The following is a 25345-nucleotide window of genomic DNA, read 5'->3' as shown; positions in this document are numbered from 1 at the left end:
GTTTCTTCACCTGGAAGGTGCTCCTCGATCAGCGTGGCATGGACTCTCGACAAGTCCCATTCTCGCAGGTCAGGGGCACTTTCCGTTTGATCAACTTCCCGTCGAGGCCGGCTGGTATGAAATCTCGAGGCTAGTACTACAGCCGCACGTATCTTGGTGGGCTGCGGAGCGTCTGCGGGGCTGACGCCGGCGGGCCGGTGACCGTCGTCGGATGGTCGAGGATGTCTGCGTGGCCGAGGTCGAGGACTGGGCGAAGGCCCCGCCAGCACCCGCAGCGACTGTCCGTGGACGATCATCTGCGGTACAAGATCGCACGGCCGGCCGTCGTCTGGCTGCCGTTCGGCTTGCGGTGCTGCTTGTCGAGCGAGGCCAAGTCGCCGTCACGCTGTGACAGCGCCCGGCCGTCGCACGACGAGAGCTGCTACAGGGCCGCGCTGAACGGGAGGTTGGCGTGCAGCAGGGCGTAGAGGACGCCTGCGGTCAGACCGAACCACAGGTGCCCGACGACGAACTCGACCACGTCGCGGCGACCGTAGTGGCGGTAGAAGACGCCGGGCGCCGGGACGGGGTCCGGCATGTCGGGGTGCAGATCGGGCCAGGCCCCGACAACGATCCCACCGATCACACCGTGGATCGCGCCGGCGAGCATGCCCCACCAGGCAAGGTGGTCGTTGTGCGCGACGGCCTGGAAGAACGTGGCGTACAGCAGCACAATCACAACGGCTAACAGGGCGTGCCCAGCCCAGCCGGCGAGCCTGCGGTAGCGCCGGGGGACACGCAGGATGGCCCCGCCCTCGGCGAAGATGTCCTGTCGCAGACCGAGCCCGGCCGCTCGCTGGAGGTAGGTGGGGGCCTCCATCAGCTGGGCGGCGAGGAGTCCCGCGACGGCGGCTGCGATCGGATCGATGCTCACCGAGCCCCGGACGGTCGAGTTCCGAGTGTCCTGGCTTCTCCCATCAGCGGAGCCGAGCTGGTCGACGGTGGGCCAGCCGCCAGCCGAGGGTCCCGGCCGAGGCGATCGCGGCGCTTCTGGCCAGGGCGGGGTGCGAGCCCACCAGGCGGGTCCAGCGGCTGCGGGGCAGCGCGAACCGGACCACCCCGCCGTCCACGGCTCCGCTGCTCGGTGTCGGCTCGGTCAGGTTGCTCTGGCCGCGGTCGGGCTCGTTGCGCTGCTGGCGGCCGAAGACCTGCCCGCCGACGGCCAGCAGTCGGTCGGTCAGGGCGGGGCTGAGCCGCTGCAGCATCGCAAGTTGGGCTGCGGCGCCAATGTAGATGTCGCGCCGCGGGTGGTCCGCGGCGAACACGATGGCCTCGGCGACCGCCCGGGGCCGGTACACCGGTGGGATCGGCGCCGGCCGCACACCCATCCACGAGGCCGCGGAGTCGTAGAACGGGGTGTCGATCGACGCCGGCAGGATCGTCGTGACCCGCACACCGGACTTGGCGTGCCGTTCCTCCAGCCGCAGTCCCTCGTAGAGGGCGTTGACCCCGGACTTGGCGATGCAGTAAGGGATCATCAACGGGACGGCGCGCACCCCCAGCCCGGAGCTGACGCCGATGATCGTGCCGTGCCCCTGCTCGCGCAGGATCGGCAGGACCGCCTTGACCCCGTACACCTGGCCGCGCAGGTCGACGTCCAGGATCCGGTCGATCGCCTCGACGGGCAGCGTGTTGAGCTCGCCGTAGCCGGACACCGCGGCGTTGTTGACCCAGACGTCGATCCGGCCGAAGCGCTCGCGGGCCGCCTGCGCGAGGTGCTGTACTTGGGGCCACACTGCGACGTCGGTGGGCATGACCAGCGCCGTCCCGCCGGCCCGGGTGACCTCCTCGGCCGTGGCCTGCAGCGCCGGCTTGCCGCGGGCGGCCAGCACGACCGCCGCACCTTGGGCGGCGAACTGCCTCGCGGTCTCCCGTCCGATCCCTGACGACGCCCCGGTGATCACCACGACGCGTTGGCCGGTCGTGCCCACGGCGTGCCTCCTCTGCTCAGCCGGCATGCGGTGCGGCGGCTCGGGTGGGACGGTCAGGACTGGCGGGCCGGGTCCAGGACGCGGTCGAAGACGGCGCCGGTGGCCTGGGCCTGCACGTACTTGTCCACGACGTCGATCGCCCAGTCCTCGGCCGTCCACTCGCTCGGCTGGTAGAGCCCGAGCGTGGTGTTGAGCAGGACGTCGCCGGTGTAGACGGCCGCGAAGACGGTGTTGACCGCCTTCTGGCCCCGCAGCCCGTTGGCGGCCGCGATGCCGTACGCGGTGCCCCACATGCCGCCCAGTGCGAAGTGGGTGATGTAGTTCAGCCGCTGGCGCCCCGCGGGGGTCGTCGGGTGCACCGGCAGGAGCTTCTCGGCGAAGTCCGCCGGCGCGTAGCTCTCCTCGCGCTGGGTGAGCGGCATCTCGACGAGCTTCTGGAACGCGGTCATCACCACGGTCCCGGCCAGCCCGGCGAGCACCCCCCGGCCCAGCACGCTCGCGGTCGACGGCTTGTTGTCCAGCTGCATGATCATTCCTCCGAGGTGGTCACGGGTGTGGGTGCTTCGTCCCCTGCCATGGTGGCCGGGAAGTGTCGTCAGGGCTTGAGGACGACCTTGATGCAGCCGTCCTGCTTCTTCTGGAAGATCTCGTAGCCGTGCGGGGCCTGCTCCAGCGGAAGCGCGTGGGTGGTGAGGTCTTCGGTGCCCAGTGGGTCGTCGTCGCCGGTGAGAGCGGGCATGATCTCGTCGACCCAGCGCTTGACGTGCGCCTGCCCCATCCGGATCGTCACGCCTTTGTCGAACAGGTTCATCATCGGGAACGGATCGGCCTGTCCGCCGTACACCCCGATCAGCGAGATCGTTCCGGCGCGGCGGACCGACGCGAATGCGGTTCGCATCGCGCCCATCCGGTCCACGCCCATCGTCTCGGCGGCCTTACGTGCCAGCGGGCCGGGAAGCTTGCCGGCCGCGGCGAGCGCGAAGGCCTGGAACGGCGTGCCGTGCGCTTCCATCCCGACGGCGTCCACGACCCCGTCGACCCCCCGGCCGCCGGTCAGCTCCAGGATCGCGCCCGGAATTTCGTCGACGGTGCGCTCGTCGAGCACGGTGATGCCGTGTCGTCGGGCGAGCTCCAGCCGCTCGGGGACGCTGTCCACAGCGATGACCTGCTCCGCGCCGAGGTACTTGGCGATCCGGGCGCACATCTGTCCGATCGGACCCAGGCCGATGACCGCGCAGGTGCTACCGGCTTCGATGTCGGCGTACTTCACGGCCTGCCAAGAAGTGGTCAGCACGTCGGACAGGAACAGGAACCGCTCGTCGGGGTGCTCGTGCGGGACCTTGATCGGCCCGAAGTGGGCCTGCGGCACCCGCAGCAACTCGGCCTGTGCGCCGGGCACCGACCCGTACAGGGCGGTGTAGCCGAACAGGCGTGCACCCTTGCCCTGCTCGGTGACCTGCGTCGTCTCGCACTGCGCGAAGAAACCGCGGGTGCACATCCAGCAGTGCCCGCAGGAGATGTTGAACGGCACGACCACCCGGTCGCCCGGCTTGATGTGGCTGACCCCCGGGCCGACCTCCTCCACGATGCCCATCGGCTCGTGGCCGATGATGTCGCCCGGCGTGAGGTACATCCCGAGCACGTCGTAGAGATGCAGGTCCGAGCCGCAGATCGCCGTCGAGGTCATCCGCACGATCGCATCCGTCGGTTCCTGGATCTGCGGGTCCGGGACGGTCTCCACCGACACCTTCTGAGTGCCCTGCCACGTCAATGCCCTCATCTGGCCTCCTCGAGCGATACGGAACGGACCGGGTGCGCCGGCCGGCGCCGTCAGCTACCGGCCGTGCTGCTCGCTACCCCGCAGGCAGCGTTTGTACTCCTCGGTACAGTTCCTGATGCGTGCAGAGACCCGGGCAGCGTCACTGCGCCCGCCTCCCATGGCACCTCGCTCGCCGCCGCCGGCCCTCCATGCGGGCCTTGCCCGAGCGCCGGCTCCCCCTACCGCTACCTGGATGCGTCGTGGGCCACGGCTTGCGTGGGGAACGCCCACGTCGGGTAGGACTCGCGTCGACCGAACGCCCCACCACCTCTCGACCGAGGCGGCAGCCGATGCCAGAACCGACCACCCGCCGCGGGAAAGACACCAAAAGCCGGATCGTCGGGCTGGCGGCCGCGCTGATGTATGAGCGGGGCGTCAACGCCACCAGCATCGAGGACATCCTGGCCGCCTCGGGGACGGGCAAGAGCCAGTTCTATCACTACTTCTCCAGCAAGGAAGAGCTCGTCGCCGAGGTGCTCGGCCACCAACTCGACCAGGTCCTGCAGGAGCAGAGCCTGTTCCCACTCGACACCTGGGAGGGCATCTCCGCCTGGTTCCAGGCCATGGTCGACATGCAGCAGAACCAGCGGGGCTACCGCGGCTGTCCCCTCGGGTCGATCTCGAGCCAGCTGCTCGACCAAGGTGAGCCGCTCCGCAGCCGGGCCGCGGACGCCTTCACCCGCTGGGAGTCCTTCCTGGGCGACGGACTACGAGCCATGCAAGTCAGAGGCTTGCTGTGCGACGACGCCGACCCCGACACCCTCGCAGAGTCGACGATCGCCGTGCTGCAGGGCGGGTACCTCCTCTCCTCCACAAAGCGCGACATACGCCCCATGCGCCATGCGCTCGCCATCGCACTCAGCCAGCTCAGGTCCTACGCGCCGTCCTCAAGACAGCCCCGGTAGAGGATCGACAGCCCCGGTAGAGGATCGGCTATCGGATGGGTCAACACACCGTGGCGGCGTCGCGGTCGACCTTCTCGCTGACGCCAAAGGACGGTCGCGCACCTTCTTGGCGCGTACGTGCTCTACCCCAATCTTGGGTTCCGCAGCTATCGCCGGTTCTGGTGACGGGTTTGCGCGGACCACCTACCAGGCTCGCCAGTCGGCGGTCCATCGCCACGTCACCGTCATCGGCCGCCGGGTGGACCGCCCCTCCTACGGACTGCGACCCGGGGACGTCGTCGCGATCGCCGATCGGTCCAAGGCCAAGCAGCCGTTCCAGGTCGCCGCCTCCGGCGGGCACGCGCCGGGCTATCTGGACGTGTCCCTGGCCAACCTGGTCTGCCGAGTCGCCCGACCGTCGGTGCGCGCGGAGATCCCGGTGGTGTGCGAGGAGCGGCTGGTCGTGGAGTACTACTCGCGCTGAGCGGCCCGGCGGTCACGGGTGCGCCCTCTCGCGCAGGCCGCACGCCGACGACCCTCCCGCACTCGGCCCGCGAGGCCAGCGGCGACGACGGCCGTCACACCGCCGACGAGCAGCGCCCGGGGCCGGACGAGCGCCGAGAGCGGTCAGGCGCCGAGGGCGACGGCGCGGCTACCGGCCCGGACCATCAGGGGGCGGATCGCGGTCACTGCGCCACCGTCCGCAACCGGCGGAGCAGCACCAGCACGACCGGCGCGCCGAGGACCGCGATTACGATGCCGACCCTCAATTCGCCGGGACGGACGACGACCCGGCCCAGGATGTCGGCCAGCAGCAGCACCATGCCCCTGAGCACCGCGGCGTAGGGCAGCAACCAGCCGTGCCGGGCGCCGGTCAACACCCGGGCCGCGTGTGGCACGGCAGCCCCGCGAAGGCGATCGGCCCAGTGGCGGCCACCGCCGTGCCGGTGAGCAGGACCACGACGCCGCCGATCGTCAGCCGCATCCGCCCAGCTGCAGGCCCAGGCCCCGCGCCGCCTCGTCTCCCAGGGCCAGGGCCAGGGCATCCAGCCACCGCGCACAGGCCCACCCGAGCAGCGCTGTGACGGTCAGCACCGGTACCACGACGGCGGCAGTGCGGTTCCCGCGTCCCGACAGCGCGCCCACCGCCCAGAACCGGTACTCCTCCAGCGTTGCCGCGCTCAGAAGGACGAGCGTGGTCGTCGCCGCCGCCAGAAGAGCGGAGATGGCGACGCCGGTCAGGACCAGCTCGGTGGAGCCGGCCCGCGCACCCTCCCGCCCGGCGATCAGCAGCACCGTCGCGCCGGCCAAAGCGGCGCCCAGCGTGGCGAAGACGATGTGCGCCGGAAGGGTCCGGGCGCCGACGAACGTGATGCCCAGGACGACGGCCAGCGCCGCGCCGGCAGACATCCCGAGCGGTGCGGGGGTCCGGCAGCGAGTTCCGGGTAAGGCGCTGGGCCGCGACCCCAGCCACACCGAGCGCAGCGCCCACCGCCAGCCCCAGCACCGTCCGCGGCAGGCGTTGCTCCAGCACGATGATCGCGGCATCCCCGGACCGTTCTCCGCCCAGCACGGCCAGCACGTCGGCGAGCGGCAACGATCGGGTGCCGACAGCCAACCCCGTGAAGGCCACGACCAGCACGGCTCCGGAAAGCACGACCAGGCCGACCCCCAGCTGCGCGCGCCGCAGGGGCAGTCGGCGGTCCAGAACAGCGGGCACGGTCACCGAACGACTCTCACCACGGCTATTAGGTTGCCCTCCTCTACATTCCCGGCGATCCAGCCTCGCGCGCGCGTCCCCGCCCCCGCGGGATCCGAGGCGCTACCGCCCTGCGCTGCAGCCCCACCCGATCGTCGACACCATCTCTTGACGGGCTCGCACTGCCGCGCGAAACGGGGCTCCCCTGCAGCTGGCGCTGCCGCCGACCGCTCAACCAAACCGTGAACATCGACCCGGGACATTGCCACCAGAGCGACGACCTCGCCGCCAACGCTCGGAACCCGCACGTCGCCCAAGATCGGCCCCACTGAAGACATCAAGATCGGGGGCCATCACACCTCCTGCATCCAGGACTGCCGTTCCGTCGTGACGGATCGGGGTGACGTCGGCTGGGACATTGATCCGGACAGTGACCAGCATGGGCAGACGTCGGAATGGTTCAGGGCGCCGAGCAACGAGGGTGCAGCAGTCGGGGCGGCCGAACGCGTCGCCGTCCGGTGACCCGGGTGCAGCGCTGGCGGGAGCGGTCGAGTCCGTCGCCCAGCCTCGGCGGCGCGCCGCATCGACGTGCGGGTGGTGCGGTGGGCCGATCACCGTCAAGGCGACGGGGCGGCTTCCCAAGTGGTGCTCGGCGTCCTGCCGGCAACGAGCGTGGGGACAGGCGCGCGCGGCATCCTCGGGGCTCTCGGCGGTGCAAGTCGTGGAACGACGGGTCGAGACGCCGGTGCCCCTCCCACCGACCCGCCACGACTGGCCTGGCGTTCTCGGTGAGCTCGTCACCCAGCTCAACAAGGGCCGCATCTACAACCGAGACCTGGACGAGCTGTCCGTGGCCCTGACCGCAGTCGACGTCGCGATGACCGCCGGATCTACATCCGCAGCCGGACAGCTCCCCGCCCGCACTGACCATGACGCGGGGGTGACGTGCCAGCTGGCCTGGGGTGACGACGACGATCCCGACGTCACCCCGTTCGCCAGCACCGGATGGCGCGGTTCACCACCGTCCTGGCCGGCCCGCCGTCGTCCAGCTCCTCGCGTCCACCCGTCACCAACCGGGCGATCGGAGCGCCTGCTCCAGGCGAGGAACGACCTGGCTACGCCATCGGTCGTCCGCAACGCCCACCGGGAGGACGACATGCGCACCGACTCCGAACGGCCAGCGGACGTGAGCGGCGACAGGCTCCTGCTCACCACCGAGGAGGCGGCGGACGTCCTCCGGGTCGGGCGGACCACGGTCTACGCCCTGATCAAGGAGGGCCAGCTGCGGCCGGTGCACATCGGCCGCAGCTGCCGGATCTCCCGTGCCGAGCTCGAGCGCTACGTCAGCCGGCTCGACACTCCCCCACCGGCTACCCGCACGCGGACTCGCGCGCGAACCGCTGTGGACCAGCCGGCGCTGTTCACCGCGAGCACTGGCCGCCCGTCAGCGGGCTGCTGAACACTGCGCACCACCGACGACGGGACGAGCGATGGCTGGGCGAGCAGCGAACGGTGAGTCGACGATCTACCAGGGCGCCGACGGGCGCTGGCACGGCTACGTCTCGGTCGGCTTCACGACCGACGGGAAGCTCGACCGCCGCCACGTCACCGGCAAGACCCGTGCCGTGATCGTCGCGAAGGTCCGCGAGCTGGAGCGCAAGCGCGACACCGGCACCATCAGCGCCGTCTCCACCCCGACGGTGGCCGACTGGCTCGAACACTGGCTCACCACCATCGCCCCGCGCCGGGTGCGGCAGCGCACGCTGGAGAGCTACGAGTCCGCCGTCCGCAAGCACCTGGTTCCCGGCCTCGGCCGGCACCGGCTCGACCGGCTGCGCCCCGAGCACCTCGACCAGCTGTACACCGCGCTGCTCGACGACGGCTACTCCCCCGCCACCGTGCTGCGCCAGCACCGCATCCTGTCCCGCGCGCTCACCGTCGCCATGCAGCGCGGCCACGTCCCCCGCAACGTCGCGACCCTGGTCGACCCGCCCGCCCAGAAGCAGAGCGACGTCGCCACCGCCATGGACCTCGGCGAGGCCCGCGCCGTCCTGGCCGCGGCCGAGCACGTGCGCAACTCCGCCCGCTGGACCGTCGCCCTGGCGCTCGGCCTGCGGCAGTCCGAGGCGCTGGCGCTGCAGTGGAAGGACATTGACCTGCTCACCGGCACTCTCACGGTGCGGCGCAGCATCCACCGGGTCCGCGGCGGCGGTCTGGTCTACGAGGAGCCCAAGACCCGGCGCAGCCAGCGCACCCTGGCACTCCCACTCCCCTTGGTCGCCGAGCTGCACCGGCACAAGGCCGCCCAGCTCGGCGAGCGGATGCTGGCCGGCTCGGAGTGGCACGACGAGGACCTGGTCTTCGCTCAGGCCAACGGCCGGCCGATCGACAAGAAGACCGACTACGACGACTGGACGCGGCTGCTGAAGGCCGCCGGCGTCCGGCACGTGCGGCTGCACGACGGTCGGCACACCGCGGCGACCCTGCTGCTGAGTGAGAACGTGCACCCGCGAGTGGTGATGGAGCTGCTCGGCCACAGCCAGATGCGCACCACCATGGACATCTACAGCCACGTGATGCCGGCTCTCGCCAGGGAGGCCGCCGACCGGATGAGCGCCCTGCTGCTGCCCGGTGGAGTCACTCCAACTGCAACCACAACTGCAACCAGAGACGAATCAGGCCGCCCTCCAGATGGAGAACGGCCTGGTCGAACGAGTGGAGCTGAGGGGACTCGAACCCCTGACCCCCACACTGCCAGTGTGGTGCGCTACCAGCTGCGCCACAGCCCCGAACCGACCCGGTCTGGTGTGTCCGAGCCGGACGTAACCATACAGGCCCCGGGGCGACACCCCGCGGGGGCCCGCAGGGGGTCGCCGACAAGGCGAGCCCGACGCCCCGAACAACTCTCTCCCGAGCAGTCAGGTGCTCGGATCGAGCGACGGGTGGCTCAGCTCCAGGCGGGCCGCTGCGGCGGCGAGCCGCCTGTCCCGGGACCAGACCCGCGCGCCGGCCAACTTCCCGGAGGCGAGCAGCTGGGCATCGACGTAGCCGATGCCCGCGCCGGCCAGCCCGTGCCGATCGATCAGCGTGAGCACCTCAGCTGCCGAGGCGACGGGCGCCCGCGGCAGCTGCGACAGCAGACCCAGCACCCCTGCCCGGTCCCGCAGAGTCCCCAGGATGACCCAGTCGTGCGCGAGCACCTCAGCGCGTCCGAGCAACCGCGTCAGGCCTGGATCGCCGGTGCGCAGATGGTCGATCCACACCGACGTGTCGACCAGGACGACCATCAGTCCAGCTGTCGCCGCGAAATCTCCTCCAGCTGCGGCTCGGTGCCGCCGAGCCGGGCCAGCCGGGCAGCGCTCTCACGTTGGATCAGTGCAGTCAGAGCCGCACGGACCAACGCGGTCTTCTCGGTCAGCCCGGTCAGCTGCCGCGCGGTGGCGACAAGATCGTCGTCCAGGGCGAGCGTGGTTCGCATCAGGGCCTCCAAGCACGAACAGCGGCATCAGCCTCCAAGCACGAACAGCGGCATCAGATGATGCTCGAGCGTACGCGCAGCGGCGGCCGGCGAGCGGTTCCGCCGGCCGCGGGGTGGTCAGCCGTTCGGCGGCGGGGTCAGCTGCGCGACGCGGACGTGGTTGCCGAACGGGTCGCGGAAGCCGAAATCGATGCCGTACGGCTGCACGATCGGCTCCTCGGGCAGCTCCACCCCACGCTCCTTGAGTTCAGCGTGGGTCTTGTACGCATCGTCGGTGGCGAAGAAGAGGTGCCCGCCGGCGGCGCCCTTGGTGACCAGGTCTCGCACCTGCCCGGCGATGTCCTCGCTGACCGAGGGGGGCGCCGGCTTCTCCAGCAGCACCGCCCGGCCGGGGTCGCCGGGCAGCGCGACGGTGAGGAAGCGCATCGGGCCGAACTGCATGTCGGTCCGCACCTCGAAGCCGAGCTTGCCGACGTAGAAGTCCAGGGCCTCGCCCTGGTCGAGCACGTAGATCTGGGAGATGGTGATCGCGGTCAACATGGGCAGAACGCCAAGGGGCGGGCTCCCCTGCGGGCTTCTCCGAAACTGCTCCGTTCGAGCCCGGCCGCAACCAGCGCATCCCGAAGCAGTTGGGCACCGGGGCGAGCGGTCCCCGCCGCCGGTAGACGCTCGGCGGCTCCCCCACCACCTCGGCGAATACCCGGCTGAACGTGCCCAGGCTGGACAACCCGACCGCCATGCAGATGTCGGTGACCGATTGCCCGGTGCTGCGCAGCAGCCACATCGCCCGCTCCACTCGCCGCCGCTGCAGGTAGCGGTGCGGCGTCTCGCCGAAGGTGGCCCGGAACGTACGGATGAAGTGGGCCTTCGACACGTGCGCCACCCGGGCGAGCGCCAGGACGTCGAGCGGCCGGGCGTAGTCGCGGTCCATCACGTCGCGGGCCCGCAGCATCCGCCGGTTGCTGTCCTCGCTGCCCGCGCTCACCGCGGCATCCCAGCCGTGCGGCGGGACGCCGTCAAGGGCGTCAGATGTCGACGCCGCGGTCCCGCAGCCACTCGACCGGGTCGACGCGCTTGCCGTTCAAACCGCCCTGGTGCACCTCGAAGTGCAGGTGCGGTCCGGTCGACTGACCGCGGCTGCCCTCCAGCGCGATGGTGTCACCGACGGTGACCACCTCGCCGGCCTTCACCATGATCTTCTCCATGTGCCCGTAGACGGTCACGTCGCCGCTGGCACCGAGGATGTAGACGGCCTGACCGAAGCCGCTGGCTGCCCCGGCGCGCAGCACCACCCCGTCCTCGGCGGCGTACTCCGGCGTCAGCTTCGGCGCCGCGAGGTCGATCCCCCAGTGCATGACGCCCCAGCGCATGCAGAAGCAGGTGGTCATGCGGGCGCCGTCGATCGGCAGAACGGCGTCGGGCGCGGCCGCCTCGGCCGCAGCCTCGGCTTCGGCGGCCCGCTGCGCGCGGTTGGCGGCGACCTCGACCAGCCGGGCCTGTGCCTCGACCTCGGTGATCGCCACCTGCGGGGTGAGCTCGGCGTTCTCGATCAGCCCCTCGGCATCCGAGCCGAGCAGCTCGGAGACAGCCACCGGCTCGTCGCTGGCGGAGGCCCCCTGCACGCCCATCATCCCGGCGCCAACGGCCCCGATCACCAGCGCGGCGAGCAGCGCGGCGGGCCGCTGCCGGAGGGTGGTACGCGGCGGCCTCGGGACGGCGCTCTCGTGCGTGCGCGTCGCCCCAGCGTGCCTCGAACCCATGGACCTGCCCCTCGACCACGTCCGGCGTTCCCGTGTGCGCGCCGGCTCGACGACAGGCATCGAAACACACCGTGACCATTCTGTGACCACCTGTTCGGCGTGTTCTGAATGACACGCTTGTAATTCAGCTCGCCAGGCACCTCGCCACCGGGGCGGATGTCGCCCCGGTCAGCCCGGCGAGTGCTCCGCCGCGGCCGCCGGGGACCGGTCTCCGGCCGGGTCGCGGAACCGGCGGGCGGCCCCCGCTCCCCCGACGACGAGCCCCGGTCCGGCCGCCACCAGCACTGCCACAGCGGCATGCGCGAGCGGCTGTGGCCCGGTCGCCAGCACGTTCGCCGACCACAGGACGTCGACGTCCGGCAGGCCCTGCACCAGCATCAGCCAGCCGGCCACCACGGCCAGCAACCCGCACAGAGCCCCCCGCCGCCGCGCGGCGCAGATGCCGAGAGCCGCCACCGGGAGCACCAGCAGGGCCGGCAGCAGCGCGCCGATCAGCGCCCCGGCGTGCGACGAGACACTCGCCGGCGGCTCCGGCGTGGCCACCGCGTGCCAGATCGAGGCCAGCGCCCCCATCCCCAGCGCGACCGCCAGCGGACGCGGTGACCGGGCCAGCCACCCGGCGGCCGCCCCCGCGGCGAACAGCAGCACGTAGACCGGCCACAGCAGCCAGCCCGGCGGCGGGGGGCTCCAGGTCAGCGAGCCGTGCACCGCGACCTGCGCACCGCCGTAACTCATCGGCACCGTCCACTCGATCACGGTGTGCGAGGTCGTCGGGTCGGCGGCGACCACCGGCGGCAGCTGACCCTGGCTCATCCAGTGGGTGCGGTGGTCGTGCCAGACGTAGGTCGGCTCCGTGGACAGCTGCTGCCACTCCGGCGCGGCGGCCGGGTCGGCCTGCGGCGGCAGCCCGGTGGCGGTGTACCGGTCGAGGCTGACGTAGGTGGCCGGGCTGCGGACGTTCCGCCAGACGCCGTCCGGGCCGATCCGCAGGTACGGCTCGGCGGAGTAACCGGGCACCTCCAGCTCGGTGCCGGTGCGGTTGACCACCTCGAGCTGGTCGCCGAACTGCAGACCCGGACGGTCACCCCGGGCAGTGCCGGGCTGACCGAGTCGATGCGGCCGGCGAAGTCGCTGCCGGCCTGCCCGCCGCCCACGTGCGCCAGCGCCGGACCGGCCAGGGCCAGTGTGGCCAGCAGCCCGAGCAGGACGACGAGCGCCTGCCCGCACCGACGGCTCACCCGGCGGCGACGAGTGCCAGGTCGTGGGCGATGTCGCGACCGGAGTTCTCCGCGTCGAACGCGATGTCGGCCTCCCCGTCGGTGCCGTACAGCAGCAGCAGCGCGGAGTGCGTCTGGCCCATGTCTTCGGCCAGCGGCACCCCGGCGGCCAGCTGCGCGGCCTCCACCTGGGCCTGGTCGCCGGTCAGCCCGACGAACTGGGTGGGCAGGTCGGCGTCGAACTGGTCGAGGAAGGCGCCCAGCACCGGCGGGGTGTCCCGGGCCGGGTCGGTGGTCACGAAGACCACCGTCGTCGCCGCGGCCACCGCCGGGTCGACCGTGCGCAGACCCACCATGACGTCGGCCATCGTGGTGGGGCACACGTCCGGGCAGTTCGTGTAGCCGAAGAACAACAGCGTCGGCCCCGCCGCGGTGCGCGCCGCGAAGTCGTAGGGCGCACCCGTCGTGTCGGTGAGGGTGAACGACGGCTTCTGGTAAGGCTGCTGGAGGTGCAGCCCCGAGTAGGGGTTCGCCGGTCCGGACACCGTCGCGGGCGGATCGGCCGACCCGTGGTCGCTCCCCTCGGCCCCGGCGCTGGCGTCGCCGCAGCCGGCCAGCACCAGCCCGGTCGACACGGTCAGGGCGGCCAGTGCCGTACGGGTCCTCGCGTTCACGAGGACACGGTACGTCGGCGCGCGGCCAGTCCGAGGACCAGACCGGCGAGCCCGGCGACCAGCCCGGTGACCGCCACGACCAGTGCCGCAACCGCGAGGCCGTCGCCGTCGCCGTCCGGGGTGCTCACCGCGGCCGTCGCGGCCCCGTGGGCGTCGGTACCGCCGGCGGACAAGGTGAGCACCGGCGCCGGGTGCTCCGGCTCGGCCTGCCCGGCGACGGTCGGCTCGAGCCAGGCCGCGTCGGTGCCGTCGGTGTAGGTCTGCACCTCGTTGAAGGTCAGCGCGTCGGTCTCGGGGAACGGCCCACCGGACAGCGAGAACTCCTGGAACTCCCCGGGCCCGATGCCTCCGCCCGGGACTGCCCGGTACTCCCCCACCGAGACCGCCGAGGTCACCTCGCCGCCGCCCTCGGCCTGGACCGTCTCGGGCAGTTGCGCCGTGGTGAGGGTGACCGACCATCCGGGCACCGGCTGCGCGCGCAGCGACGTCAGCGGGGTGTCGGTGGGCAGCTGGATGCGGACATCGACCGTGCTGGCCGCGTCGCTCTCGTTCCGGCACCCGGAAGGTGACCTTGCCGTAGCCGCCGGGGCCGCGTCGGCCGAGGAGACGCTGACGTGCGCCGAGGCCGTGCCGGCGCCGACGGCGAGCAGCGCTCCGCAGGCGACGAGGCCGGCGGGGACGACGACGCCGAGCCGGGACAGCGGACGGGGCAGGCGCAGGGACACGGTTCTCCTCATCGAGGGGGTTCAGCGCACCGGGAAGGTGGTGAGGGCGGTGAACTCGTCGAGTCGGACGGTGACCGCGAGGGTCCAGGTGCCGGCGGCGGGCAGGACGGCGCCGTTGCCGAGGTAGTGGCCGGGGCCGGCGGCAGCCAGGTCGACGTCCAGCGGGCCGATCTGCTGCTGCGGCCCGGTGAGGGTGACGGCGATGTCCCGCGGCTGGGTGAGCCGCCCCGGCGGCGTCGTAGAGGTAGAGGTGCCGGGTGGTCGGGCCGGGGCTGGCCTGCGCCAGAGACAGCCGGACGCTGCCGTTGCCCTCAGCGCCGGCGGCGGACTGCAGCGGCAGCGTCACCTCCACCGGGGCCGCGACGGCAGCCCGCGCCGGCGCAAGCCCCACGAGCATTGCCGACAGCGCCAGGATGACGAGGGCGCCGGCGACCTCGACGAGCACGGTGCGGCGCAGGACGCGGACCGGGACCGGGGTGGTGTCCTCGGCCGGCTCGGCCACGGCCACGGCGGCCCGCTCCCCCGGCGCCGCGGACGCCACCCGGCGACCGGCCGGCGGACGACCGGACCGGCCGCCCAGCCGCGTCTGCACCCAGTCCCGGCTCAGCGCGGCCGCGATCAGGACCACGACCACGACCACGACGGCCAGCTTGGCCAGCACCACCCAGCCGTAGGTGGTCCGCACCAAGGCCGACGGCGAGCCCACCGCCCCGTCCCGCACCGCGGGGTCGCCGGTGTCCACCCGTTACCCGTCGGCACCGAGCACCCGGGCGTAACCGGCCCCCAGCGACACTTCCCCGTCGAACTCGACGGTCGCCTCTGCCGGCGCGGCGGTCAGCCGGGCGCCGTCGGCGGGGGTGGTGCCGACCAGCACCGCGTGGGCCGAGGCAGGCTGCGCCGTTCCGACGTCGAGGGCGAGCCCTCCCGCCAGCAGGACGCCGATCAGGAGGACTGCGCAGCAGAGCCGCCTCACCCGCGCGCCGCCGACCCGCTGCTCCTTCGCACGAGTACATGCCCCCGGGCGGCCCGAGGTCCCGGAACGGTGACCGGGCTGCAGTGGCCGCGCGGTGGCCGTTGGGTGAACGCCCGGTGAACGGGAGGGATCGGATCCGGTGCGCGCGCCAGGGGCACGCCCAGGCCACCTAAGCTGCGCGCCGGTCCCTGCGCCGTCCGGCGCGGGTACCTCCCCCGTCGTCTGCCACACCGGAGCACCGCGTGCGATTCAAGATCACGCCCAAGGACTCGAGCTTCTACGACATGTTCACCGTCTCGGCGGAGAACCTCGTGACGGCCACCGACGTCCTCAGCGACTTCCTGCACGAGCACGCCCGCCGGGAGGAACTCGGCCGCCGGCTGCGCGACCTCGAGCACACCGGCGACCAGGCGACGCACGCCATCTTCCGGCAGCTCAACTCGAGCTTCGTGACGCCGTTCGACCGCGAGGACATCTACAAGCTCGCCAGCGATCTCGACGACGTCATGGACTGCATCGAGGCCGCCGCCGACCTGGTCGTGCTCACCAAGCTGGGCACGCTGCCGGCGGAGATGGGCCAGCAGGTCGTGCTGCTGCAGCGGTGTGCGCAGGTCACCGCGGAGTCCATGCCGCGGCTGCGCTCGATGAAGGATCTCTCCGACTACTGGATCGAGGTCAACCGGCTGGAGAACGAGGCGGACAAGCTCTACCGCCGGCTGCTGTCCCGGCTGTACTCCGGGGAGTTCGACGCCCTGGAGATCCTCAAGCTCAAGGAGGTGGCCGACCAGCTCGAGGAGGCCGCCGACGCGTTCGAGCACGTGGCGAACGTGGTCGAGACCATCGCGGTCAAGGAGTCCTGAGCCACGCATGGACGGGGCTCTCCTCGCGCTCGTCGTCATCGTCGCCGTCGCCCTGGCGTTCGACTACACCAACGGGTTCCACGACGCCGCTAACGCCATCGCGGTCGCCGTCTCCACCAAGGCACTGACCCCACGGGCCGCGCTGGCGCTCGCGGCAGTGATGAACCTGGTCGGCGCGCTCATCTCGACCAAGGTCGCCGCCACCGTCGGCAGCGGGATCATCGACCCGCCCAGCGACGGCGGGGGCCTGCAGGTGGTCTTCGCCGCCCTGATCGGGGCCATCGCCTGGAACCTGATCACCTGGTACTTCGGGTTGCCGTCGTCGTCCTCCCACGCGCTGATCGGTGGCCTGGTGGGCGCGGCGCTCGCGGCCGCCGAGTCGGTGAAGTGGCTGGGCATCGTCGACAAGGTGATCATCCCGATGGTGCTCTCGCCGCTCATCGGGTTCGGCCTGGGCTACCTGTTCATGCTGGCCATCCTGTGGTCTTTCCGGCGGGCCAACGCACACAAGGCGCACCGCGGTTTCCGGTACGCCCAGATCCTCAGCTCCGCGGCGATGGCCTTCGGCCACGGCACCCAGGACGCGCAGAAGACGATGGGCATCATCACCCTCGCGCTGGTGACCTCCGGCGAGCTGGACAGCTTCGACGTGCCGCTCTGGGTGATCCTGGCCTCGGCCCTGGCAATCAGCGCCGGCACCTACGCCGGCGGGTTCCGGATCATGCGCACCCTCGGCCGGCGGATCATCCAGCTCACCCCCGCCGGTGGATTCGCCTCCCAGACGGTGGCCTCCGGCGTGCTGATCGCCACCGCGACCGTCTTCGCCGTCCCGGTCTCGACCACGCACATCACCACCGCCTCGATCATGGGCGTGGGCGCGACCCGTCGGCTGTCGGCGGTCCGCTGGGGCGTCGCCGGCAACATCGTGGTGGCCTGGGTGGTCACCCTGCCGGCCGCCGGCGCCGTGGCCGCGCTGGCCTACTTCGCCACGCACGCCCTGGTCGGCTGACCTCTCCGGTGAGCACCGGCCCGGTCCAGCTCGGGACGGCGCCGGGCCGCTGGGTGCTGCTGGCCACCGTGCTGGCCTCGGCGATGGCGCTGCTGGACGCCACCGCCATCAACGTCGCCCTGCCGACCATCGGCGCGGACCTCGGGTCCTCGCTGGCCGGCCTGCAGTGGAGCGTCACCGGCTACACGCTGACGCTGGCCTCGCTGATCCTGCTCGGGGGCGCGCTGGGCGACCGGTACGGACGCCGCCGGATCTTCGTCACCGGGATCGTCTGGTTCGCCGCGGCATCGCTGCTGTGCGGGCTGGCCCAGAGCACCGGCCAGCTGGTCGCGGCGCGGGTGGTGCAGGGCATCGGCGGGGCGCTGCTCACCCCCGGCAGCCTGTCGATCATCCAGTCCTCGTTCCGGCCGGGCGACCGGTCCCGCGCCATCGGCCTGTGGTCGGCGCTGGGCGGTGTGGCCGGCCTGCTCGGGCCCTCCGTCGGCGGCTTCCTCGTCGACGCGGTGAGCTGGCGGTGGGTGTTCGGGGTCAACGCGCCGCTCGCCCTCCTCGCCCTGGTGGCGACCCGGCACGTCCCGGAGAGCCGCGACCCCACCGCGCACGGGCGCTTCGACGTCCTGGGGGCGTTGTTCGGCGTGCTCGCGCTGGCCGGCCTGACCTACGCGCTCATCGCCGCCGGCGGGGGCCCGGTCGGAGCGCCCGTCATCGTCGCCGGGCTGGTCGGCCTAGCCGCCGGGACGGCGTTCGTCGTCCGGGAGCGGCGCACCGCCGCGCCGATGCTGCCCCCGGCGATGTTCGCCGACCGGCAGTTCACCGGGGCGAACCTGTGCACGCTGGCGGTGTACGGGGCGCTCGGCGGGGCGTCGTTCTTCCTGGTCCTGCAGCTGCAGACCGTGCTCGGCTACGCCGCCACCGAGGCCGGCGCTGCGCTGCTGCCCAGCACCCTGGCGCTCATCCTCCTCTCGGCGCGGGTCGGCGCGCTGGCCCAGCGGATCGGCCCCCGCTGGCTGATGACCGTCGGGCCGCTGGTCGCCGCCACCGGGATGCTGCTGTTGACGAGGGTCGGCGCGGGCAGCTCCTACTGGAACGGCGTGCTGCCCGGCGCACTGCTGCAAGGGCTGGGCATGTCGCTCGTGGTTGCCCCGCTGACCGCCACCGTGCTCGGCGCCGCCCCCGACGCCCTGGCCGGCGTGGCCAGCGGAGTGAACAACGCCGTCGCCCGGGCTGCCCAGCTGCTGGCCGTCGCCGCGCTGCCGGTAGCGGTCGGGTTGTCCGGCGATGATTACGCGCAGCCGCGAGCGTTCAGCGCGGGGTTCACGGAGGCGATGGCAGCGTGCGCCGTCCTGATGGCTGTCGGCGGGCTGGTGGCGTGGGCGACGATCCGCGCGGACGTGCTCCGCACCTGAGGCCGGCCGCCGTCCCGCTCTCCGGGACAGCGGCTGCGCCTTTCTCCATCAACGTGGTAGACATTCCTGCGTGTCGGTGACCGCGGAGCTCCCTGGCGAGCTGCTCGTCAGCCGCCGGCACATCGACCTGCTCCGCGTGTGCACCGCCCGCTGTCCCGGCTGCTGACCGATCCCGCGCGCCTCGCGCCCCACCCGTCAGCACTGCGGCCGCCGCTGCGCGCCCGCATCCACGTCCGGAGCACTCCCTCGTGAAAAGCCTGATCGTGCTCGCCCTCGCCGGCCTCGGCGCGCAACTCGTGGACGGCAGCCTGGGCATGGGCTACGGCGTCACCTCGACGACCCTGCTCCTCGCCCTGGGCACCAACCCTGCCACCGCCTCGGCGACGGTGCACTTCGCCGAGATCGGCACCAACCTCTTCTCCGGGATCGCGCACTGGCGGTTCGGCAACGTCGACTGGAAGGTCGTCGCCAAGATCGGCGTCCCGGGCGCCGTCGGCGCCTACGCCGGCGCGACCGTCCTGTCGCACCTGTCCACCGAGGTGGCCGCCCCGGCCATGTCGACGATCCTGCTCGCGCTGGGCCTCTACCTGCTGGTCCGGTTCACGCTGCGTGGCATCGACCGGCATCAGCTCGGCAAGCCGTTGCGTGCCCGGTTCCTCACCCCGCTCGGCCTGGTCGCCGGCTTCGTGGACGCGACCGGCGGCGGAGGCTGGGGTCCGGTCAGCACCCCGGCGATCCTGGCCAGCGGCCGGATGGAGCCGCGCACGACGATCGGCTCGATCGACACCTCGGAGTTCCTGGTCTCCGCCGCCGCGAGCCTGGGCTTCCTGTTCGCCCTGGGCTCGCAGGGCATCAACGTCCTGTGGGCGCTCGTCCTGCTCGCCGGAGGCGTCGTCGCCGCCCCGCTCGCCGCCTGGCTGGTGCGCTACGTCCCGGCGCGGCTGCTCGGTGCCGCCGTCGGTGGGATGATCGTGCTGACCAACGTCCGCGCGCTGCTGACCAGCGACTGGATCGACGCGCCCGCGGGGGTCCGGTACGCCGGCTACGCGGTCGTCTCCCTGGGGTGGGCCGCGGCGGTCGTGCACTCCTACCGCGAGCACCGCAAGGACCAGGCGCGGGAGGCCGCCGACGCCGTGGCCGCCGAGGGCAACTACGTCGCGCCGCTGGCCGACGAGGACGACGCCGTCCGGGCAGGGCGCGCGCAAGCCTCCCGGGACTGAGAATGGGCCCCTCGCGCGTCAGTGTGTGGCGAGCAGGCGCTCTTCCAGCCCGGACGGCAGGCCAGGCAACTCCCGGCCGGCCGGCGGCGCCGGGCGTTCGCTGCCCTGCATCCAGGCCCAGGTGTCAGCCACCGACTCGCGCACCGGGCGGGAGGGCAGGCCCAACTCCCGGCCCCGGGTGGTGTCGACGTCCCAGGCGGTGCCGGCCACGTCGGCCGGCAGCCACAGCGGCAGGTGCGCCCAGGGCTGCACACCGGCGGCCACCAGGTCGGCCTCCGGCACCGGCACCCAGGTGGCGTCGCTGCCGGTGACCTCGCGACAGGTCTCCAACAAGCCGCCGAGCGTCGTCATCCCGGCCGTCCCGTTGGCGTTCACCGCGCCGGAGAATCCGCGCTCCACCGCCTCGACCAGCCAGCCGGCCAGATCGCGGGCGTCGACCAGGGAGATGGGCTGATCGAGCCCTGACGGGACGACGACCCGGCCGCCGGCGGCGATCCGGTCCAGCCACCAGCCGAGCCGGTAGAGCGGGTCGTACGGACCGACGATCAGGCCGGCCCGGGCGGTGAGGAACCGCTCCCCCAGCGCGGCGCCGAGCACCCGCTCGCTGTGGGCCTTGTTCGGGCCGTAGTCGTCGTCGGGGGTGTCCCAGGTGGGCTCGTCCTCCCCGGCGATCGGCCCGGGCGGCCAGTTCCGGTAGGCGTTCAGGCTGCTGACGAAGGCGTACCCGGCGACGTCGGCCAGGACGGCGGCGGCGTTCTCCGCGGCGGCCCGGGTCTGCCCCGAGGTGTCCACGACGAGTTCCGGCGCCCAGCCGTCGAGGGCGGCGAGCAGCGCGGCGGGGTCGTCGCGATCGCCGTGCAGCGCCCGGACGCCGGCCGGCGACTCCCCCGAGACCCCGCGGGTGAAGGTCGCCACCTCGTGCCCGCGCTCGAGGGCGGCCGAGACCACGTGCCGGCCGAGGAAGCGGGTGCCGCCGAGGACGAGGAGTCGCATGCCCTGACCTCAGTGCAGCTGACCGTCCGCCGTCCACCCGGTTCGCCACAGGCGTAGTCGGCGAGGCTGAGCCGGGGCGGTCAGCCCGCCGGAACCTGCACCTGCGGGTCGGGCAGCAGCCGGCCGGGAATCGGGCCGCTGGACGTCATTGCCGTCCGGACGGCGCCGGCATGCAGGTAGAACGCCCGGCATACGGATCGGCGTCCAGCTCGCCCCGTAGGTGCCCGACCGAGTGACACGACAGCGTTGATCACCGGGCCGACATCCCACGCTGGTCTGACACTCGGTGAGCCCGGGCGAGTAATCAGCCGGCGCGGACGCTCGCCAGGTGGGTGACCTCGGGGACCGGCCGGGACCCGGCCGCGGCGAGGATGCGCTGCGGGGTGCTGCGTTCGTCTCGCTGACCGCTCATCCGCAGCGCCCGCACACCGGTCAGCGCGTCGGCCTCCGGCGGCACCACCAGCAGGTCCAACCGGCGACCGCCGCCCACGGTGATCGAGACGAGCTGCGGGTCCATGCTGCGGAACCCGCCGGTGCGCACGACCCGCCCGTTCACGGCGACCTTCCGGTCGACCGGGCCCCACGGGTCCACCGGGTGGGTGAACCGCTCGACCCGGACGCCGAGCAGGTCCAACGCGGCCACCAGCTCGGGCAACTCGCTGGACAGGTCCCGGCTGCGCGGCCACCAGGCCCCGTCGAACGACGTCTCGGCGGTCGCGCCTTCCCCGCGCAACCGCACCCGCACGTCGATGCCGTTGCGGAACCCTGCTGCTCGCTCGCTGGTCATGTGGCGCCGGCCACCTCTCGTCCGTTCCCCCTGAGCGCGCCGGCTCGTCACCGTCGCCACCCCTCCAGTGCGGAAGCTACGACCGGGACCGCGACACTCCGGAGCGCCACGACGAGTGTCCGGCGACGCGTCCGCGCCTTGCGGCCGGTCTGCACAGAGCGTGAGCGAGTAGCAACTGTCGCCACATGCGTCCCGACCGCCTCAGCGCGACGCGCCCATGATCATCGGCGAATGGCTGCCGACACGCCGCGGCCCGACGGACGCCGCCGTCCCCGGAGGGACGACGGCGTCTTTCGACCCCTCCTTGCGTCCCCGAGCTTGCGGGGGGACCCAGGAGGCGGCCTCTTCTCAGACCGGCTTGGGCTTCCGGTTCTTCGACTTGCCCCGCTCGGTCTGGTCCAGCACGACCTTGCGAACGCGGACCGTGGCCGGGGTGACCTCCACGCACTCGTCCTCGGCGCAGAACTCCAGCGCCTGCTCCAGGTTGAGGATCCGCGGCGGGATCAGCCGCTCCAACTCCTCGGAGGTGGACTTGCGCATGTTGGTGAGCTTCTTCTCCTTGGTGATGTTCACGTCCATGTCGTCCGGACGGGAGTTCTCACCGACGAGCATGCCCTCGTAGACCTCGGTGCCGGGGGTGACCATCATCTGGCCGCGCTCCTGCAGCGAGAACATCGAGTACGTCGTCGCCACACCGGTGCGGTCAGCGACCAGCGAGCCGGTCGGGCGGGCGCGCATGTCGCCCAGCCACGGCTCGTAGCCCTCGAGGTTGTGGTTCAGCACGCCGGTGCCCCGGGTCTCGGTGAGGAACTCGGTGCGGAACCCGATCAGGCCACGCGAGGGGACGACGTACTCCATCCGCGCCCAGCCCGTGTCGTGGTGCACCAGGTTCTCCAGCCGCCCGCGACGGACCGCCAGCGCCTGCGTCAGCGTGCCGACGTACTCACCCGGAGTGTCGATGGTGACCCGCTCGACCGGCTCGTGCAGCTTGCCTTCGATCTCCTTGGTGACCACGGTCGGGCGCCCGACGGTCAGCTCGAAGTCCTCCCGGCGCAACTGCTCCACCAGGATGGCCAGCGCCAGCTCGCCGCGGCCCTGCATCTCCCAGGTGTCGGGCCGGTCGGTGGGCAGCATGCGCACCGAGACGTTGCCGACGAGCTCCTGGTCGAGCCGATTCTTGATCAGCCGGGCGGTGAGCTTCTTGCCCGACCTGCCCGAGATCGGGCTGGTGTTGATGCCGATGGTGATCGAGATCGACGGCTCGTCGACGGTGATCGCCGGCAGCGGGCGCGGGTCGTGGGGGTCGGCCAGGGTGTCACCGATGCCGATGTCCGGGATGCCGGCGATGGCGATCAGGTCACCGGGGCCGGCGCTCTCGGCGGAGGTCCGGTCCAGGCCCTCGGTCACCAGCAACTCGGTGATCTTGACCCGGGTGATCGTGCCGTCGGCCTTGCACCAGGCGACCTGCTGGCCGTTTTTCATCTCACCGGAGTGGATGCGCAGCAGGGCCAGTCGGCCGAGGTAGGGCGAGGCGTCGAGGTTGGTGACCTGGGCGCGCAGCGGCTCCTCGGCGTCGTAGACCGGCGGCGGGACGGTGTCCAGCAGGGTCTGCACCAAGGGGCCGAGGTCGGGGCTGTCCGGCGTCTCGCCGTCGGCGGGCCGGGTCAGCGAGGCCTGGCCGCTGCGGCCGTTGCTGTAGACGATCGGGAACTCGAGCACGTCGGCGTCCATGCCGGCGTCCTCGAGGAGCTCGAGGAAGAGCTCGTAGGTTTCGTCGACGACCTCGGCGATGCGGGCGTCGTGCCGGTCGGTCTTGTTGACCACCAGGATGACCGGCATCCCCTTGGCCAGCGCCTTGCGCAGCACGAAGCGGGTCTGCGGCAGTGGGCCCTCGGAGGCGTCGACGAGCAGCACGACGCCGTCGACCATGGACAGCGCGCGCTCCACCTCGCCACCGAAGTCGGCGTGGCCGGGGGTGTCGACGATGTTGACGACGACGGGGTTGCCGTCGGCGTCCGCCAGCCGGATCGCGGTGTTCTTGGCGAGGATGGTGATGCCACGCTCGCGCTCGAGGTCCATGGAGTCCATGACCCGGTCCTGCGTCGAGTCGTTGTCGGTGCCCTCCCCCTTTGCCCGGTGCAGCGCGCCGGACTGACGGAGCAGAGCGTCGACCAGGGTCGTCTTGCCGTGGTCGACATGGGCGATGATCGCCACGTTGCGCAGGTCGTTCCGGGTGGGCATGCGGAAAGGCACCTCAGGGAGTCGCGGGGAGTCGGCGCGATCGGCGCCGGACACACGTGTAACGGCCGCCGGACCGGCGACCTTCCCATGGTAGTGGAAGGACCCCCTGCCCCCCTTCGCTCGCAAGCTCGCGGTGGGACCCTGCAGGGGGCCGCCCGGCGCTTATCCCCGATCTGCCACCCAGGAAGAGACCCCGGCCGCGACGATCGTGACCAACGCCACGGCCAGCCAGGAGGGCCAGCCGACGCCGAGGGCGAGCACGTGGGCCAGCACGAAGGCGACCAGGTAGGCCACGCCCAGGCCGGCGGCGACCGCGAGCCCGCGGCGGCGGGTCCACAGCCAGCCGGCGGCCAGCCCGCCGGCGGCGAAGACGACGCCGCCCAGCGCCCGGTTGCCGGTCGCCTGGGCGATGCCGAAACCGGCGGCCAGACCGAGCGCGACGGGAACAGCGGAGGGGAATCGCGTGCGGCCCCGGGTCAGCGTCGGTGTCGACATGTATCCAGTCTCCCCTGCCGGACCGCGCCGGGTCGAGCGGGCGGGCCGGTCGGGCCGGGCGACGGTATTTCGTGCGCGGCGAGTGAACCGATGGGGAGGCCGGCGCGTGTCTGCGGGCATGCGACCTCTCCTGCTCTGCGCCGCCGCGGCAGCGCTGACTGCGTGCAGTTCCGCAGGTTCGTCCCCGGCGGCCGCACCAGCTGCCGGGACGGCGACCGGGTCAGGGAGCGTGACCTTCTCCGTGAAGGGCTACACGTTCCCGGCCCTCACGGTGGCGCCCGGAGCCCAGGTCACGGTGATCGACGGCGATGACGAGCCGCACACGGTGACCGCGGTCGACGGCTCCTTCGACAGCGGGACGTTCGATGCCGCACATCGGGCGACGTTCACGGCCCCGACCGAGCCGGGCAGTTACGCCATCACCTGTCAGGTCCATCCGTCCATGCACGGCACCATCGTCGTGCGCTGACCCGAAGGAACACCATGACCAGCACCCGTAACCTCCGCAACGCCGCTGGCGTTCTCGTCCTGCTCGGCGGCCTGGCCGCCTGCGGCAACGACGCCGGCACATCGGCGGCAGCGCCCGCCTACGACAGCAGCGCCTCCTCCTCCTCCACCACCACCACCACCACCAGCGCAGCCCCCGACAGCGGCTCGGCAGCTCCCGTCCTGGCCGACGGGAGTATTGATGCCGCTGACCAGACCAGCGACGGCCGGACGATGGTCGTCCAGTCTGTCTCACTCGCCGGGATCGATCACGGCTTCATCGGCGTGCACGCCGACCTCGATGGCAAGCCCGGTCCGGTCGTCGGCGCCGCGAAGATCAGTGGGGGCACCACCGGCGATGTGACCGTGACGTTCGACAAGCCGGTGCCGACCGGCGCCTATTGGCCGATGCTCCACGTGGACGACCACACGATCGGCACCTACGAGTTCCCCGCGGTGGCCGGCGCGGACCTGCCAGTGAAGTCTGGCGGCGAAGTCGTGATGAAGAAGGTGACCGTCACCGTCGGCTGACGACGAGAAGGGAGGAGCCGCACGCCGCCAGAGGTCTGGTCGGCGTGCGGCTCCTCCCCGTCCGTCGCCCGGCCGCCGGGTAGCGACCAGCCCGTTCCTGCCGGGCCCCGGGTAACGA

At 72.2% G+C, this 25345-nt stretch carries 28 protein-coding genes, 1 tRNA gene and 3 pseudogenes; 11 read left to right on the top strand and 21 right to left on the bottom strand.

Annotation, left to right across the window (positions count from 1 at the left end; translation table 11 throughout):
- Positions 1-421 precede the first annotated feature (421 nt).
- The 4 genes from BLW04_RS14705 to BLW04_RS14690 all read right to left on the bottom strand — a co-directional run bounded on the left by BLW04_RS14705 (position 422) and on the right by BLW04_RS14690 (position 3750).
- Positions 422-913 carry a hypothetical protein gene (locus BLW04_RS14705; RefSeq protein WP_091542618.1) on the bottom strand — a complete coding sequence of 164 codons (492 nt, stop codon included), beginning with the start codon at positions 911-913 and terminating at the stop codon, positions 422-424.
- A gap of 43 nt (positions 914-956) precedes the next feature.
- Positions 957-1970, bottom strand: a complete 1014-nt coding sequence (locus BLW04_RS14700) for an SDR family oxidoreductase (protein ID WP_175484065.1) — start codon at positions 1968-1970, stop codon at positions 957-959.
- A gap of 53 nt (positions 1971-2023) precedes the next feature.
- Positions 2024-2497 carry a hypothetical protein gene (locus BLW04_RS14695; RefSeq protein ID WP_091542663.1) on the bottom strand — a complete coding sequence of 158 codons (474 nt, stop codon included), beginning with the start codon at positions 2495-2497 and terminating at the stop codon, positions 2024-2026.
- Positions 2498-2565: 68 nt separating this feature from the next.
- Positions 2566-3750, bottom strand: coding sequence for a zinc-dependent alcohol dehydrogenase (locus BLW04_RS14690; protein ID WP_091542608.1), 1185 nt, complete (start codon positions 3748-3750; stop codon positions 2566-2568).
- Between the two features lie 329 nt (positions 3751-4079).
- Here BLW04_RS14690 and BLW04_RS14685 point away from each other — a divergent pair, with 329 nt between their 5' ends.
- Both BLW04_RS14685 and BLW04_RS29180 read left to right on the top strand, forming a co-directional pair.
- A complete protein-coding gene (locus BLW04_RS14685) occupies positions 4080-4694 on the top strand; it encodes a TetR/AcrR family transcriptional regulator (protein ID WP_175484064.1) in 615 nt (204 codons plus the stop codon).
- Entirely contained in the window at positions 4630-5157 is a 528-nt protein-coding gene (locus BLW04_RS29180; protein ID WP_091542600.1) for a S4 domain-containing protein, read from the top strand. Before BLW04_RS14685 ends, BLW04_RS29180 begins: the two co-directional genes overlap by 65 nt.
- A gap of 202 nt (positions 5158-5359) precedes the next feature.
- Here the strand turns inward: BLW04_RS29180 and BLW04_RS27595 are convergent, their stop codons facing one another.
- From BLW04_RS27595 to BLW04_RS29660, 3 genes and pseudogenes are all read right to left on the bottom strand, one after another.
- Positions 5360-5572 (bottom strand): iron chelate uptake ABC transporter family permease subunit, encoded by a 213-nt coding sequence (locus BLW04_RS27595; RefSeq protein ID WP_254781566.1) that lies wholly within the window; start codon positions 5570-5572, stop codon positions 5360-5362.
- A gap of 76 nt (positions 5573-5648) precedes the next feature.
- On the bottom strand, positions 5649-6221 hold the full coding sequence (locus BLW04_RS28460) for an iron chelate uptake ABC transporter family permease subunit (RefSeq protein ID WP_256375483.1): 573 nt from the start codon (positions 6219-6221) through the stop codon (positions 5649-5651).
- A pseudogene (locus tag BLW04_RS29660) lies at positions 6112-6393 on the bottom strand (iron chelate uptake ABC transporter family permease subunit); the annotation flags it as partial. The gene BLW04_RS28460 and the pseudogene BLW04_RS29660, both read right to left, overlap by 110 nt.
- 700 nt (positions 6394-7093) lie before the next feature.
- Here BLW04_RS29660 and BLW04_RS27590 point away from each other — a divergent pair.
- Both BLW04_RS27590 and BLW04_RS29655 read left to right on the top strand, forming a co-directional pair.
- Complete coding sequence (locus BLW04_RS27590; RefSeq protein WP_217631046.1) at positions 7094-7831, top strand: helix-turn-helix domain-containing protein; 738 nt, start codon at positions 7094-7096, stop codon at positions 7829-7831.
- A gap of 31 nt (positions 7832-7862) precedes the next feature.
- Positions 7863-8888 (top strand): annotated as a pseudogene (locus BLW04_RS29655) (tyrosine-type recombinase/integrase); the annotation flags it as partial.
- A gap of 200 nt (positions 8889-9088) precedes the next feature.
- Here the strand turns inward: BLW04_RS29655 and BLW04_RS14660 are convergent.
- From BLW04_RS14660 to BLW04_RS14620, 9 genes and pseudogenes are all read right to left on the bottom strand, one after another.
- Positions 9089-9161 (bottom strand) — tRNA-Ala (locus tag BLW04_RS14660).
- Positions 9162-9290: 129 nt separating this feature from the next.
- On the bottom strand, positions 9291-9659 hold the full coding sequence (locus BLW04_RS14655; RefSeq protein ID WP_091542596.1) for a type II toxin-antitoxin system VapC family toxin: 369 nt from the start codon (positions 9657-9659) through the stop codon (positions 9291-9293).
- Entirely contained in the window at positions 9659-9850 is a 192-nt protein-coding gene (locus BLW04_RS14650) for a type II toxin-antitoxin system VapB family antitoxin (protein WP_091542657.1), read from the bottom strand. Before BLW04_RS14650 ends, BLW04_RS14655 begins: the two co-directional genes overlap by 1 nt.
- A gap of 117 nt (positions 9851-9967) precedes the next feature.
- Positions 9968-10390, bottom strand: a complete 423-nt coding sequence (locus BLW04_RS14645) for a VOC family protein (RefSeq protein WP_091542590.1) — start codon at positions 10388-10390, stop codon at positions 9968-9970.
- A gap of 172 nt (positions 10391-10562) precedes the next feature.
- Positions 10563-10781 (bottom strand): annotated as a pseudogene (locus BLW04_RS28450) (helix-turn-helix domain-containing protein); the annotation flags it as partial.
- A 94-nt stretch (positions 10782-10875) separates the two neighbouring features.
- Positions 10876-11610, bottom strand: a complete 735-nt coding sequence (locus BLW04_RS14635) for a M23 family metallopeptidase (RefSeq protein WP_091542586.1) — start codon at positions 11608-11610, stop codon at positions 10876-10878.
- 168 nt (positions 11611-11778) lie between these two features.
- Positions 11779-12657, bottom strand: a complete 879-nt coding sequence (locus BLW04_RS14630) for a hypothetical protein (RefSeq protein WP_254781560.1) — start codon at positions 12655-12657, stop codon at positions 11779-11781.
- Positions 12658-12844: 187 nt separating this feature from the next.
- Positions 12845-13501, bottom strand: coding sequence for an SCO family protein (locus BLW04_RS14625; protein WP_091542584.1), 657 nt, complete (start codon positions 13499-13501; stop codon positions 12845-12847).
- On the bottom strand, positions 13498-14226 hold the full coding sequence (locus tag BLW04_RS14620; RefSeq protein WP_175484063.1) for a YcnI family copper-binding membrane protein: 729 nt from the start codon (positions 14224-14226) through the stop codon (positions 13498-13500). Before BLW04_RS14620 ends, BLW04_RS14625 begins: the two co-directional genes overlap by 4 nt.
- Positions 14227-14672: 446 nt before the next feature.
- On the opposite strand from BLW04_RS14620, the gene BLW04_RS26790 reads away from it, so the two are divergent.
- Positions 14673-14900 (top strand): hypothetical protein, encoded by a 228-nt coding sequence (locus BLW04_RS26790; protein ID WP_091542576.1) that lies wholly within the window; start codon positions 14673-14675, stop codon positions 14898-14900.
- Between the two features lie 71 nt (positions 14901-14971).
- Here BLW04_RS26790 and BLW04_RS26785 read toward each other — a convergent pair whose 3' ends face one another.
- Positions 14972-15199 carry a copper resistance CopC family protein gene (locus BLW04_RS26785; RefSeq protein ID WP_091542573.1) on the bottom strand — a complete coding sequence of 76 codons (228 nt, stop codon included), beginning with the start codon at positions 15197-15199 and terminating at the stop codon, positions 14972-14974.
- A gap of 242 nt (positions 15200-15441) precedes the next feature.
- Here BLW04_RS26785 and BLW04_RS14605 point away from each other — a divergent pair, with 242 nt between their 5' ends.
- The 4 genes from BLW04_RS14605 (at position 15442) to BLW04_RS14590 (ending at position 19694) form a co-directional block, all read left to right on the top strand.
- Entirely contained in the window at positions 15442-16059 is a 618-nt protein-coding gene (locus BLW04_RS14605) for a DUF47 domain-containing protein (RefSeq protein ID WP_091542570.1), read from the top strand.
- A gap of 7 nt (positions 16060-16066) precedes the next feature.
- Positions 16067-17068: an inorganic phosphate transporter gene (locus BLW04_RS14600; RefSeq protein WP_091542567.1), complete on the top strand. Its 1002-nt coding sequence runs from the start codon at positions 16067-16069 to the stop codon at positions 17066-17068.
- Between the two features lie 8 nt (positions 17069-17076).
- Positions 17077-18474, top strand: coding sequence for a DHA2 family efflux MFS transporter permease subunit (locus BLW04_RS14595; RefSeq protein WP_254781558.1), 1398 nt, complete (start codon positions 17077-17079; stop codon positions 18472-18474).
- Between the two features lie 248 nt (positions 18475-18722).
- The gene (locus tag BLW04_RS14590) at positions 18723-19694 is read left to right on the top strand and encodes a sulfite exporter TauE/SafE family protein (RefSeq protein WP_091542563.1); all 972 of its coding nucleotides are present in this window, start codon (positions 18723-18725) and stop codon (positions 19692-19694) included.
- A gap of 18 nt (positions 19695-19712) precedes the next feature.
- Here the strand turns inward: BLW04_RS14590 and BLW04_RS14585 are convergent, their stop codons facing one another.
- The 4 genes from BLW04_RS14585 to BLW04_RS14570 form a co-directional block, all read right to left on the bottom strand.
- Positions 19713-20687: an NAD-dependent epimerase/dehydratase family protein gene (locus BLW04_RS14585; protein ID WP_091542559.1), complete on the bottom strand. Its 975-nt coding sequence runs from the start codon at positions 20685-20687 to the stop codon at positions 19713-19715.
- A 304-nt stretch (positions 20688-20991) separates the two neighbouring features.
- A complete protein-coding gene (locus BLW04_RS14580; protein ID WP_091542555.1) occupies positions 20992-21474 on the bottom strand; it encodes a DUF5994 family protein in 483 nt (160 codons plus the stop codon).
- Between the two features lie 348 nt (positions 21475-21822).
- A complete protein-coding gene (typA, locus tag BLW04_RS14575; protein WP_091542552.1) occupies positions 21823-23715 on the bottom strand; it encodes a translational GTPase TypA in 1893 nt (630 codons plus the stop codon).
- Between the two features lie 162 nt (positions 23716-23877).
- Entirely contained in the window at positions 23878-24210 is a 333-nt protein-coding gene (locus BLW04_RS14570) for a phosphatase PAP2 family protein (protein ID WP_091542549.1), read from the bottom strand.
- On the opposite strand from BLW04_RS14570, the gene BLW04_RS29650 reads away from it, so the two are divergent.
- Both BLW04_RS29650 and BLW04_RS14560 read left to right on the top strand, forming a co-directional pair.
- Positions 24125-24679, top strand: a complete 555-nt coding sequence (locus tag BLW04_RS29650) for a cupredoxin domain-containing protein (RefSeq protein WP_091542649.1) — start codon at positions 24125-24127, stop codon at positions 24677-24679. The genes BLW04_RS14570 and BLW04_RS29650 overlap by 86 nt on opposite strands.
- A gap of 14 nt (positions 24680-24693) precedes the next feature.
- Positions 24694-25227, top strand: a complete 534-nt coding sequence (locus BLW04_RS14560; RefSeq protein ID WP_091542545.1) for a DUF7282 domain-containing protein — start codon at positions 24694-24696, stop codon at positions 25225-25227.
- Positions 25228-25345 lie beyond the last annotated feature (118 nt).

Origin of the sequence: Modestobacter sp. DSM 44400, from assembly GCF_900107175.1 — a bacterium.
Classification (GTDB): domain Bacteria; phylum Actinomycetota; class Actinomycetes; order Mycobacteriales; family Geodermatophilaceae; genus Modestobacter.
This window is presented reverse-complemented; position numbering and strand designations above follow the sequence as displayed.